The 11,975-nt window shown below is 70.8% G+C and carries 11 protein-coding genes; all 11 read left to right on the forward strand.

The window, feature by feature from the left end; all coding sequences use genetic code 11:
• Positions 1-5 precede the first annotated feature (5 nt).
• Positions 6-1,292 carry a dihydroorotase gene (locus ACF08B_RS27130; RefSeq protein ID WP_392319789.1) on the forward strand — a complete coding sequence of 429 codons (1,287 nt, stop codon included), beginning with the start codon at positions 6-8 and terminating at the stop codon, positions 1,290-1,292.
• Positions 1,289-1,849 (forward strand): hypothetical protein, encoded by a 561-nt coding sequence (locus tag ACF08B_RS27135; RefSeq protein ID WP_392319790.1) that lies wholly within the window; start codon positions 1,289-1,291, stop codon positions 1,847-1,849. Before ACF08B_RS27130 ends, ACF08B_RS27135 begins: the two co-directional genes overlap by 4 nt.
• Positions 1,846-2,988, forward strand: coding sequence for a glutamine-hydrolyzing carbamoyl-phosphate synthase small subunit (gene carA / locus ACF08B_RS27140; protein WP_392319791.1), 1,143 nt, complete (start codon positions 1,846-1,848; stop codon positions 2,986-2,988). The genes ACF08B_RS27135 and carA overlap by 4 nt, the downstream gene beginning before the upstream one ends.
• Entirely contained in the window at positions 2,981-6,289 is a 3,309-nt protein-coding gene (gene carB, locus ACF08B_RS27145; RefSeq protein ID WP_392319792.1) for a carbamoyl-phosphate synthase large subunit, read from the forward strand. The genes carA and carB overlap by 8 nt, the downstream gene beginning before the upstream one ends.
• A 52-nt stretch (positions 6,290-6,341) precedes the next feature.
• Positions 6,342-7,448 carry a quinone-dependent dihydroorotate dehydrogenase gene (locus ACF08B_RS27150; protein ID WP_392319793.1) on the forward strand — a complete coding sequence of 369 codons (1,107 nt, stop codon included), beginning with the start codon at positions 6,342-6,344 and terminating at the stop codon, positions 7,446-7,448.
• The gene (pyrF, locus tag ACF08B_RS27155; RefSeq protein WP_073899391.1) at positions 7,445-8,290 is read left to right on the forward strand and encodes an orotidine-5'-phosphate decarboxylase; all 846 of its coding nucleotides are present in this window, start codon (positions 7,445-7,447) and stop codon (positions 8,288-8,290) included. The genes ACF08B_RS27150 and pyrF overlap by 4 nt, the downstream gene beginning before the upstream one ends.
• A gap of 300 nt (positions 8,291-8,590) precedes the next feature.
• On the forward strand, positions 8,591-8,914 hold the full coding sequence (locus ACF08B_RS27160) for an integration host factor (RefSeq protein ID WP_003977346.1): 324 nt from the start codon (positions 8,591-8,593) through the stop codon (positions 8,912-8,914).
• Between the two features lie 60 nt (positions 8,915-8,974).
• Positions 8,975-9,532, forward strand: coding sequence for a guanylate kinase (gene gmk / locus ACF08B_RS27165; RefSeq protein ID WP_031174486.1), 558 nt, complete (start codon positions 8,975-8,977; stop codon positions 9,530-9,532).
• Between the two features lie 52 nt (positions 9,533-9,584).
• Complete coding sequence (gene rpoZ, locus ACF08B_RS27170) at positions 9,585-9,857, forward strand: DNA-directed RNA polymerase subunit omega (RefSeq protein WP_030810584.1); 273 nt, start codon at positions 9,585-9,587, stop codon at positions 9,855-9,857.
• A gap of 131 nt (positions 9,858-9,988) precedes the next feature.
• Complete coding sequence (coaBC, locus tag ACF08B_RS27175) at positions 9,989-11,191, forward strand: bifunctional phosphopantothenoylcysteine decarboxylase/phosphopantothenate--cysteine ligase CoaBC (protein WP_392319794.1); 1,203 nt, start codon at positions 9,989-9,991, stop codon at positions 11,189-11,191.
• Positions 11,192-11,523: 332 nt separating this feature from the next.
• Positions 11,524-11,975: S-adenosylmethionine synthetase N-terminal domain-containing protein (locus tag ACF08B_RS27180; protein ID WP_392319795.1), on the forward strand; the 452-nt coding region annotated here is incomplete at its 3' end.

Consider the following 11,975-nt stretch of genomic DNA (forward strand, 5'->3'; position numbering starts at 1 on the left):
CCAGCATGAGCAAGATCCTGATCCGTGGTGCGAAGGTGCTCGGCGGCGAGCCGCAGGACGTCCTGATCGACGGCGAGACCATCGCCGAGGTGGGCACCGGGCTGTCCGCCGAGGGCGCCGAGGTCGTCGAGGCGGCCGGCCAGGTGCTGCTGCCGGGCCTGGTCGACCTGCACACCCATCTGCGCGAGCCGGGCCGCGAGGACTCCGAGACCGTCCTCACCGGCACCCGTGCCGCGGCGAGCGGCGGCTACACCGCCGTCTTCGCCATGGCCAACACCTTCCCGGTCGCCGACACCGCCGGCGTGGTCGAGCAGGTCTACCGGCTCGGCCGCGACCACGGCTACTGCGACGTGCAGCCCATCGGCGCCGTCACCGTCGGCCTGGAGGGCAAGAAGCTCGCCGAGCTGGGCGCCATGCACGAGTCCGCGGCCGGCGTCACCGTCTTCTCCGACGACGGCAAGTGCGTGGACGACGCCGTGATCATGCGCCGCGCCCTGGAGTACGTGAAGGCCTTCGGCGGCGTCGTCGCCCAGCACGCGCAGGAGCCGCGGCTGACCGAGGGCGCCCAGATGAACGAGGGCGTCGTCTCCGCCGAGCTGGGCCTCGGCGGCTGGCCGGCCGTCGCCGAGGAGTCGATCATCGCGCGGGACGTCCTGCTCGCCGAGCACGTCGGCTCCCGCGTCCACATCTGCCACCTCTCGACCGCCGGCTCGGTGGAGATCGTCCGCTGGGCCAAGTCCCGCGGCATCCAGGTCACCGCCGAGGTCACCCCGCACCACCTGCTCCTCACCGACGAGCTGGTGCGCTCCTACAACCCCGTCTACAAGGTCAACCCGCCGCTGCGCACCGAGCGGGACGTGCACGCCCTGCGCGAGGCGCTCGCCGACGGCACGATCGACATCGTCGCCACCGACCACGCCCCGCACCCGCACGAGGACAAGGACTGCGAGTGGGCCGCGGCCGCCATGGGCATGGTGGGCCTGGAGACCGCGCTGTCGGTGGTCCAGGAGACGATGGTCGCCACGGGCCTGCTGGACTGGGCCGGCGTGGCCGACCGCATGTCCGCCAGGCCCGCGCAGATCGGACAGGCCGCCGGCCATGGACGTCCCGTCTCGGCAGGTGAGCCCGCCAACCTCACCCTCGTCGACACGGAATACCGTGGCCCGGTGGACCCCGCGGGCTTCGCCTCGCGCAGCCGCAACACCCCGTACCAGGGGCGTGAGCTGCCGGGCCGTGTGACGCACACGTGGCTGCGGGGCAAGGCCACGCTCGTCGACGGGAAGCTCACGTGACACCTGTAATCCTGCTGGCCGAGGCCGAGAAGTCGGCCGACGTCACCAACTCGCCCGGCCGTATCGGCTGGTTGGTCGGACTCGCCCTCTTCGTCGCGCTCGTCTACTGGCTGATGCGCGAGGGCTGGAAGTGGCGCGGCACCCTCCAGGGCGACCTCCCGGCCCTGCCCGCCGCGCCGGACGAGACCGGCCCGGTGAGACTGAGCATGAGCGGCCGCTACCACGGCTCCACCACCGCCGGGCAGTGGCTGGACCGCATCGTGGCCCACGGCCTCGGCACCCGCAGCCGGGCCGAGCTCACCCTGACCGACGAGGGCCTGGAGGTCGAGCGTCCCGGAGCGACCGACTTCTTCGTCCCCACCGCCGCGCTGCGCGGCGCCCGGCTCGACAAGGGCATCGCCGGCAAGGTCCTCACCGAGGGCGGACTGCTGGTGGTGACCTGGGCGCACGGCGACAAGCTGATCGACTCCGGCTTCCGCTCCGACCGCTCGGCCGAGCACACCGCATGGGTCGACACCCTGAACCAGATGACCAACGACACGGAAGGCGCACGATGACGACCTCCACCAGGGGAGCCGCGAAGACTCCCGCCGTACTCGTCCTGGAGGACGGCCGCACCTTCCGCGGCCGTGCCTACGGGGCCGTGGGGGAGACCTTCGGCGAGGCCGTGTTCTCCACCGGCATGACCGGCTACCAGGAGACCCTCACCGACCCGTCGTACGACCGGCAGATCGTCGTCGCGACCGCCCCCCAGATCGGCAACACCGGCTGGAACGACGAGGACGACGAGTCCGCGCGCATCTGGGTTTCCGGCTACGTCGTGCGCGACCCCGCGCGCGTGCCGTCCAACTGGCGCGCCAAGCGCTCCCTGGACGACGCGCTGGTCGCCCAGGGCGTCGTCGGCATCAGCGGGATCGACACCCGCGCCCTCACCCGCCACCTGCGCGAGCGCGGCTCCATGCGCGCCGGCATCTTCTCCGGCGAGGCGATCGCCCCCGAGTCCGAGCTCCTCGCGCGCGTGCAGTCCCAGCCGCACATGAAGGGCGCGAGCCTCTACGAGGAGGTCGCGACGAAGGAGGCGTACGTCGTCCCCGCGGTCGGCGAGAAGCGCTTCACCGTCGCCGCCATCGACCTCGGCATCAAGGGCATGACCCCGCACCGCATGGCCGAGCGCGGCATCGAGGTGCACGTACTCCCGGCCACGGCCTCGGCCGAGGACGTCTACGCCGTCGGCCCGGACGGTGTGTTCTTCTCCAACGGACCCGGCGACCCGGCGACCGCCGACGGCCCGGTCGCGCTGATGAGCGCCGTCCTGGAGCGGAAGACGCCGCTGTTCGGCATCTGCTTCGGCAACCAGATCCTCGGCCGCGCCCTCGGCTTCGGCACCTACAAGCTGAAGTACGGCCACCGGGGCATCAACCAGCCGGTCCAGGACCGGACGACCGGCAAGGTCGAGGTCACCGCGCACAACCACGGCTTCGCCGTCGACGCGCCGCTCGACAAGGTCAGCGACACCGAGTTCGGCCGCGCCGAGGTCTCGCACGTCTGCCTGAACGACAACGTCGTGGAGGGGCTCCAGCTGCTCGACCAGCCGGCCTTCTCCGTCCAGTACCACCCCGAAGCGGCAGCCGGTCCGCACGACGCCGCCTACCTGTTCGACCGCTTCGTATCCCTGATGGAGGGCCAGCGTGCCTAAGCGCACCGATATCCAGTCCGTCCTGGTCATCGGCTCCGGCCCGATCGTCATCGGCCAGGCCGCCGAGTTCGACTACTCCGGCACCCAGGCGTGCCGCGTGCTCAAGGCCGAGGGCCTGCGCGTGGTCCTCGTCAACTCCAACCCGGCGACGATCATGACCGACCCGGAGATCGCCGACGCCACCTACGTCGAGCCGATCACCCCGGAGTTCGTCGAGAAGATCATCGCCAAGGAGCGCCCCGACGCCCTGCTGCCCACCCTGGGCGGCCAGACGGCCCTGAACACCGCCATCGCGCTGCACGACAACGGCGTCCTGGAGAAGTACGGCGTCGAGCTGATCGGCGCCAAGCCCGAGGCCATCCACAAGGGCGAGGACCGCGACCTGTTCAAGGGCGTCGTGGAGGAGGTCCGCCGCAAGACCGGGCACGGCGAGTCCGCCCGCTCGGTCATCTGCCACACGATGGACGACGTCCTCGAGGGCGTCGAGACCCTCGGCGGCTACCCGGTCGTGGTCCGCCCGTCCTTCACCATGGGCGGCGCCGGCTCCGGCTTCGCGCACGACGAGGAGGAGCTGCGCCGCATCGCCGGCCAGGGCCTCACGCTCTCCCCGACCACCGAGGTGCTCCTGGAGGAGTCCATCCTCGGCTGGAAGGAGTACGAGCTGGAGCTGATGCGCGACAAGCACGACAACGTCGTGGTCGTCTGCTCCATCGAGAACTTCGACCCCATGGGCGTGCACACCGGCGACTCGATCACCGTCGCCCCGGCGATGACGCTGACCGACCGCGAGTACCAGGTGCTGCGTGACGTCGGCATCGCCATCATCCGCGAGGTCGGCGTCGACACCGGCGGCTGCAACATCCAGTTCGCGGTGAACCCCGACGACGGTCGTGTGATCGTCATCGAGATGAACCCGCGCGTGTCGCGCTCCTCGGCCCTCGCCTCCAAGGCGACCGGCTTCCCGATCGCCAAGATCGCCGCCAAGCTGGCCGTCGGCTACACGCTGGACGAGATCCCGAACGACATCACGCGGGAGACCCCGGCCTCCTTCGAGCCCACGCTCGACTACGTGGTGGTCAAGGCCCCCCGCTTCGCCTTCGAGAAGTTCCCGCAGGCCGACTCCACGCTGACCACCACCATGAAGTCCGTCGGCGAGGCCATGGCCATCGGCCGCAACTTCCCCGAGGCCTTCCAGAAGGCGCTGCGCTCGCTGGAGAAGAAGGGGAGCCAGTTCACCTTCGTCGGCGACCCCGGCGACAAGGACACCCTGCTGCGGGAGGCCGTGCGACCCACCGACGGCCGGATCAACACCGTCATGCAGGCCATCCGGGCGGGCGCCACCCCCGAGGAGATCTTCGAGTACACGAAGATCGACCCGTGGTTCGTGGACCAGCTCTTCCTGATCAAGGAGATCGCGGACGAGCTGGCCGGCGCGCCCGAGCTGACCGGCGAGCTGCTCGCCGAAGCCAAGCGGAACGGCTTCTCCGACCAGCAGATCGGCGAGATCCGCGGTCTGCGCGAGGACGTCGTCCGCGAGGTCCGGCACGCCCTCGGCGTCCGCCCGGTCTACAAGACGGTCGACACCTGCGCCGCCGAGTTCGCCGCGAGCACGCCGTACTTCTACTCCTCCTACGACGAGGAGTCCGAGGTCGCGACCCGCGAGAAGCCCGCGGTGATCATCCTGGGCTCCGGCCCGAACCGCATCGGCCAGGGCATCGAGTTCGACTACTCCTGCGTCCACGCCTCCTTCGCGCTGTCCGACGCCGGGTACGAGACCGTGATGGTCAACTGCAACCCGGAGACCGTCTCGACGGACTACGACACCTCCGACCGCCTGTACTTCGAGCCCCTGACGCTGGAAGACGTGCTGGAGATCGTCCACGCGGAGTCCCTCGCCGGCCCGCTCGCCGGTGTGATCGTGCAGCTCGGCGGCCAGACCCCGCTCGGCCTCTCGCAGGCCCTCAAGGACAACGGCGTGCCGATCGTCGGCACGTCCCCCGAGGCCATCCACGCGGCCGAGGACCGGGGCGCCTTCGGCCGCGTCCTGGAGGAGGCGGGCCTGCCGGCCCCGAAGCACGGCACGGCCACCACCTTCGAGGGGGCCAAGGCCATCGCCGACGAGATCGGCTACCCGGTCCTGGTCCGGCCCTCGTACGTCCTCGGCGGCCGTGGCATGGAGATCGTCTACGACGAGACCCGCCTCGCCGCCTACATCGCCGAGTCGACCGAGATCAGCCCCTCCCGGCCGGTCCTCGTCGACCGCTTCCTCGACGACGCCATCGAGATCGACGTCGACGCCCTGTACGACGGCGAGGAGCTCTACCTCGGCGGCGTCATGGAGCACATCGAGGAGGCCGGCATCCACTCCGGCGACTCGGCGTGCGCCCTGCCCCCGATCACCCTCGGCGGCTTCGACATCAAGCGCCTGCGCGCCTCCACCGAGGCCATCGCCAAGGGCGTCGGCGTGCGCGGCCTGATCAACATCCAGTTCGCGATGGCCGGCGACATCCTCTACGTGCTGGAGGCCAACCCGCGCGCCTCCCGTACGGTCCCCTTCACCTCGAAAGCGACCGCGGTGCCGCTGGCCAAGGCCGCCGCCCGCATCTCGCTCGGCGCGACCGTCGCGGAGCTGCGCGCCGAGGGCCTGCTGCCGAAGAACGGCGACGGCGGCGAGCTGCCGCTGGACGCGCCGATCTCCGTCAAGGAGGCCGTCATGCCCTGGTCGCGCTTCCGCGACATCCAGGGCCGCGGCGTCGACACCGTCCTCGGCCCGGAGATGCGCTCCACCGGCGAGGTCATGGGCATCGACTCGGTCTTCGGCACGGCGTACGCCAAGTCGCAGGCGGGTGCCTACGGCCCGCTGCCCACCAAGGGCCGCGCCTTCATCTCGGTCGCCAACCGCGACAAGCGCTCGATGATCTTCCCGGCGCGCGAGCTGGTCGCCCACGGCTTCGAGCTGCTCGCCACCTCCGGCACCGCGGAGGTCCTCAAGCGCAACGGCATCCACGCCACCGTGGTGCGCAAGCAGTCCGAGGGCACCGGCCCGAACGGCGAGCGGACCATCGTCCAGCTCATCCACGACGGCGAGGTCGACCTCATCGTCAACACCCCGTACGGCACCGGCGGCCGCCTCGACGGCTACGACATCCGTACGGCCGCCGTGGCGCGCTCGGTCCCGTGCCTGACGACCGTCCAGGCGCTCGCCGCGGCCGTCCAGGGCATCGACGCCCTCAACCACGGCGACGTGGGCGTCCGCTCGCTCCAGGAACACGCGGAACACCTGACCGCGGCCCGCGACTAGCAGCCCCGAGGGGGACACCGGAAACGGTGTCCCCCTCTTCACGAGGACATCCATGTACAAGATCTTCTTCAATCTCGTCTTCAAGCGCATGGATCCCGAGAAGGCCCACTACCTGGCCTTCCGCTGGATCCGGCTGGCGGTCCGCGTCCCGGTGCTGCGCACCTTCGTCGCGGCCGCCCTCGCGCCCCGCCACAAGGAGCTGCGCACGGAGGCCCTCGGGCTGCGCATGCACGGCCCCTTCGGGCTCGCGGCGGGCTTCGACAAGAACGCCGTCGCGATCGACGGCATGTCCATGCTGGGCTTCGACCACGTCGAGATCGGCACCGTCACCGGCGAGCCGCAGCCCGGCAACCCCAAAAAGCGGCTGTTCCGCCTCGTCGCCGACCGGGCGCTGATCAACCGCATGGGCTTCAACAACGACGGCTCGCTGGCCGTGGCGGCCCGCCTGGCCACGCGCACGCCGGTCTTCCGGACCGTCGTGGGCGTCAACATCGGCAAGACCAAGGTCGTCCCGGAGGAGGAGGCCGTCGGCGACTACGTGAAGTCGGCCGAGCGCCTCGCCCCCTACGCGGACTACCTGGTCGTCAACGTCTCCTCACCGAACACGCCCGGTCTGCGCAACCTCCAGGCGACGGAGGCGCTGCGGCCGCTGCTGACGGCCGTGCGCGAGGCCGCCGACCGCACGGTCGCGAACCGGCGCGTCCCGCTGCTGGTGAAGATCGCCCCCGACCTCGCCGACGAGGACGTCGACGCCGTCGCCGACCTGGCCGTGGAACTGGGCCTGGACGGCATCATCGCCACCAACACCACCATCGCGCGTGAGGGTCTCGGCCTGAAGTCGGCGGCCTCGCTGGTGAAGGAGGCCGGCGGATTGTCCGGCGCCCCCCTCAAGGAGCGCTCCCTGGAGGTCCTGCGCCGCCTGTACGCGCGCGTGGGCGACCGGATCACCCTGGTGGGCGTCGGCGGCATCGAGACCGCCGAGGACGCCTGGCAGCGCATCCTGGCCGGTGCCACGCTGGTCCAGGGGTACAGCGCCTTCGTCTACGAGGGCCCCTTCTGGTGCCGGACCGTCCACAAGGGCCTGGCCGCCCGCCTGCGCACCAGCCCGTACGCCACCCTCGCCGACGCGGTCGGCGCCGACGTGAGGAAGTCCGCATGACCGTTCTGGAGCCCTTCGGCGCCCGGCTGCGCCGTGCCATGGACGAGCGGGGCCCGCTCTGCGTCGGCATCGACCCGCACGCCTCCCTGCTCGCGGAGTGGGGCCTGAACGACGACGTGGCCGGTCTGGAGCGGTTCAGCCGCACGGTCGTGGAGGCGGTGGCCGACCGGGTCGCCGTCATGAAGCCGCAGAGCGCCTTCTTCGAGCGGTTCGGCTCCCGCGGTGTCGCCGTCCTGGAGAAGTGCGTCCAGGAGGCGCGCGCGGCCGGCACGCTGGTCGTGATGGACGCCAAGCGCGGCGACATCGGCTCGACCATGGCGGGCTACGCCGAGGCCTTCCTGCACAAGGACGCCCCGCTGTTCTCCGACGCCCTCACCGTCTCGCCGTACCTCGGCTACGGGTCGCTCAGCCCCGCCGTCGCGCTGGCCCGGGAGAGCGGCGCCGGTCTGTTCGTGCTCGCCCTGACCTCCAACCCGGAGGGCCCCGAGGTCCAGCACGCGGTGCGCGCCGACGGGCGCAGCGTCGGCGCGACCATGCTCGCCCACCTGGCGGCGGAGAACGCGGGGGAGGAGCCGCTGGGTTCCTTCGGCGCGGTCGTCGGCGCCACGGTCGGCGACCTGTCGTCGTACGACCTCGACATCAACGGACCGCTCCTCGCCCCCGGCATCGGCGCCCAGGGAGCGACCCCGGCGGACCTCCCCGGGGTCTTCCGGTCGGCCGTGCGCAACGTGGTGCCCAACGTCAGCCGGGGTGTGCTGCGGCACGGTCCCGACGCCGGCGCGCTGCGCGGGGCCGCCGAGCGCTTCGCCGAGGAGATCCAGGCCGCCGTCGCGGGTGCCTGAGACCCGCGCCGGGCGTCCGCCCGGCCGTCGACGAGCCGACTTGAGTGTGAATACATCCTCAAATCAGGGGCAGTATGTCTGAAATGTCCGGCCTGGCGGAGGCTGACCAGGACTTTTCCGCTGTTCTCGCTGACTCTGGCGAACTTGCCCGCTAGTCTCCGAGCAGTGGGGCCACCTCCCACGCCCTTCCAGGCAGTGGGGGAGAACGGGCAGCGTGTTGCTCGTGGCTCCCCAGGTGTGGGGCGACTAGGTTCCTCACCGGTCCGTATCCGACAGTTCGACATCCGAGGTGACGTAGGCGTGGCTCTTCCGCCCCTTACCCCTGAACAGCGCGCAGCCGCGCTCGAAAAGGCCGCCGCGGCTCGCCGGGAGCGGGCCGAGGTCAAGAATCGACTCAAGCACTCCGGCGCCTCCCTGCACGAGGTCATCAAGCAGGGCCAGGAGAACGACGTCATCGGCAAGATGAAGGTCTCCGCCCTGCTCGAGTCCCTGCCGGGCGTGGGCAAGGTCCGCGCCAAGCAGATCATGGAGCGTCTGGGCATCTCCGAGAGCCGCCGTGTGCGGGGTCTCGGTTCCAACCAGATCGCCTCCCTGGAGCGTGAGTTCGGCAGCACCGGCTCCTGAGTCCGGGTCTTGCCGGACCAGGAGTCCCGGGCACTCCGGGATTGCTGGAATAATCGCTGCATGAGTGAACGTCCGCGGCTGACCGTGCTCTCCGGCCCTTCGGGGGTCGGCAAGAGCACGGTCGTCGCCCATATGCGCAAGGAACACCCCGAGGTCTGGCTCTCGGTGTCGGCGACCACCCGCAAGCCGCGCCCCGGCGAGCAGCACGGAGTCCACTACTTCTTCGTCACCGACGAGGAGATGGACAAGCTGATCGCCAACGGTGAGCTGCTGGAGTGGGCCGAGTTCGCCGGCAACCGCTACGGCACGCCCCGCGCGGCCGTGCTGGAGCGGCTGGAGAACGGCGAGCCCGTCCTGCTGGAGATCGACCTCCAGGGCGCCCGGCAGGTCCGGGAGTCCATGTCCGACGCCCAGCTGGTGTTCCTGGCTCCCCCCTCCTGGGAGGAGCTGGTGCGCAGGCTCACCGGGCGGGGCACCGAGCCGCCGGAGGTCATCGAGCGCCGCCTGGAGGCGGCCAGGACCGAGCTGGCGGCCGAGCCGGAGTTCGATACGACCTTGGTCAACACCTCCGTCGAGGACGTGGCTCGCGAGCTGCTAGCCTTGATGGACGTTGTGTGATCACGAGTGTGTGATCATGAATGATTCTTTCCCACCCATCGGAAGGTAGAGCGTGTCCTCTTCCATCACCGCGCCCGAGGGCATCATCAACCCCCCGATCGACGAGCTCCTCGAGGCCACCGACTCGAAGTACAGCCTCGTGATCTACGCGGCCAAGCGTGCCCGCCAGATCAACGCGTACTACTCGCAGCTCGGCGAGGGCCTCCTCGAGTACGTCGGTCCGCTGGTCGACACCCACGTGCACGAGAAGCCGCTCTCGATCGCCCTGCGCGAGATCAACGCCGGTCTGCTGACCTCCGAGGCCATCGAGGGCCCCGTCCAGTAGGACCGCGCGGTATTACTTTCAGATTGCGTATGACTTATCCACAGGCCCGGCAGTCACTCTGCCGGGCCTGTGGTGTGTGATGGAGCCGTGCGTTCGTGTCCGGCGCACATGACACGAGTCCGGGAGAGACGGTGGACAAGCCGAGGGTCGTTCTGGGGGTCAGCGGTGGCATCGCCGCGTACAAGGCCTGTGAGCTGCTGAGAAGGTTCACGGAGTCGGGCCACGACGTCCGCGTGGTGCCGACCGCCGCAGCGCTGCACTTCGTCGGTGCGGCCACCTGGTCCGCCCTGTCCGGCAACCCGGTCTCCACCGAGGTCTGGGACGACGTCCACGAGGTCCCGCACGTCCGGATCGGCCAGCACGCCGACCTGGTCGTGGTGGCCCCGGCGACGACCGACATGCTCGCCAAGGCCGCCCACGGCCTCGCCGACGACCTGCTGACCAACACGCTGCTCACGGCCCGCTGCCCGGTGGTCTTCGCCCCGGCTATGCACACGGAGATGTGGGAGCACCCCGCCACCCAGGAGAACGTGGCCACGCTCCGCCGCCGCGGCGCCGTCGTGATCGAGCCCGCCGTGGGTCGCCTCACCGGCGTGGACACCGGCAAGGGCCGGCTGCCCGACCCCGCGGAGATCTTCGAGGTCTGCCGCCGGGTGCTGGCCCGCGGTGCCGCCGAGCCCGACCTGCGGGGCAGGCACGTCGTCGTCTCGGCCGGCGGCACCCGCGAGCCCCTCGATCCGGTCCGCTTCCTCGGCAACCGCTCCTCCGGAAAGCAGGGCTACGCCCTCGCCCGTACGGCCGCGGCGCGCGGCGCCCGGGTGACGCTGATCGCGGCCAACACCGGCCTGCCCGACCCGGCCGGCGTGGACGTCGTCCAGGTCGGCACGGCGGTCCAGCTGCGCGAGGCCGTCCTGAAGGCGGCGGCGGACGCCGACGCGGTGGTCATGGCCGCCGCCGTCGCGGACTTCCGCCCCTCGGCCTACGCCACCGGGAAGATCAAGAAGAAGGACGGGCAGGAGCCCGCCCCGATCGTCCTGGTGCGCAATCCGGACATCCTCGCGGAGATCTCCGCGGAGCGCGCCCGCCCCGGCCAGGTGATCGTCGGCTTCGCCGCCGAGACCGACGACGTCCTCGCCAACGGCCGCGCCAAGCTCGCCCGCAAGGGCTGCGACCTGCTCGTCGTCAACGAGGTCGGGGAGCGCAAGACCTTCGGTGCGGAGGAGAACGAGGCGGTCGTGCTCGGCGCCGACGGCAGCGAGACCCACGTGCCGCACGGGCCGAAGGAAGCCCTCGCGGACACCGTCTGGGACCTCGTCGCCCCCCGTCTGGCGTGAGCGCGCCGTCGTCCCGGGCCGTTCCGCTTCAGCCCTTCGGGACCGTTCCGGTTCGGCCGTCCGAGACCGTCACGGTTGGGCCGTCCGGGCAGATTTGTGCCGGTCGCACGACGGCTCCGCACCAGGGGCACAATGTCGTGCGGCGGCCCTGGCCAAGGCCGTCCGGCATTGTGCAGAATGCCCGTGCCGCAGGTCACAGCGCTCCCGTCAGGCGAGACGGTGGCCCATCGGCCGAGCGCGACCGATAAACTGTTCACGGACGGCGCCGGGCTGCAGCCCTCGCGTCGTCCGCAAATGATCAGCCAGCAGCCGCTGCAACCCCAGGGAGCGTTGTGTCCCGTCGCCTGTTCACCTCGGAGTCCGTGACCGAGGGTCACCCCGACAAGATCGCTGACCAGATCAGCGACACCATTCTCGACGCGCTCCTGCGCGAGGACCCGACCTCCCGGGTCGCCGTCGAGACGCTGATCACCACCGGCCTGGTGCACGTGGCCGGCGAGGTGACGACGAAGGCCTACGCGGACATCGCGACCCTCGTCCGCAGCAAGATCCTCGAGATCGGCTACGACTCCTCCAAGAAGGGCTTCGACGGCGCCTCCTGCGGCGTGTCGGTGTCCATCGGCGCGCAGTCCCCGGACATCGCGCAGGGCGTCGACACCGCCTACGAGACCCGCGTCGAGGGCGACGAGGACGAGCTGGACCGGCAGGGCGCGGGCGACCAGGGTCTGATGTTCGGCTACGCCTCGGACGAGACGCCGACGCTGATGCCGCTGCCGATCTTCCT

Origin of the sequence: Streptomyces sp. NPDC015139 (assembly GCF_043079785.1) — a bacterium.
GTDB lineage: Bacteria > Actinomycetota > Actinomycetes > Streptomycetales > Streptomycetaceae > Streptomyces > Streptomyces albidocamelliae.

Bases quoted from the DNA above. Each gene is read 5' to 3' on its own strand.
- ACF08B_RS27130 (WP_392319789.1), top strand. From the start codon at position 6: ATGAGCAAGATCCTGATCCGTGGTGCGAAGGTGCTCGGCGGCGAGCCG.
- gmk (WP_031174486.1), top strand. From the start codon at position 8,975: ATGAGTGAACGTCCGCGGCTGACCGTGCTCTCCGGCCCTTCGGGGGTC.
- carA (WP_392319791.1), top strand. From the start codon at position 1,846: ATGACGACCTCCACCAGGGGAGCCGCGAAGACTCCCGCCGTACTCGTC.
- pyrF (WP_073899391.1), top strand. From the start codon at position 7,445: ATGACCGTTCTGGAGCCCTTCGGCGCCCGGCTGCGCCGTGCCATGGAC.
- ACF08B_RS27150 (WP_392319793.1), top strand. From the start codon at position 6,342: ATGTACAAGATCTTCTTCAATCTCGTCTTCAAGCGCATGGATCCCGAG.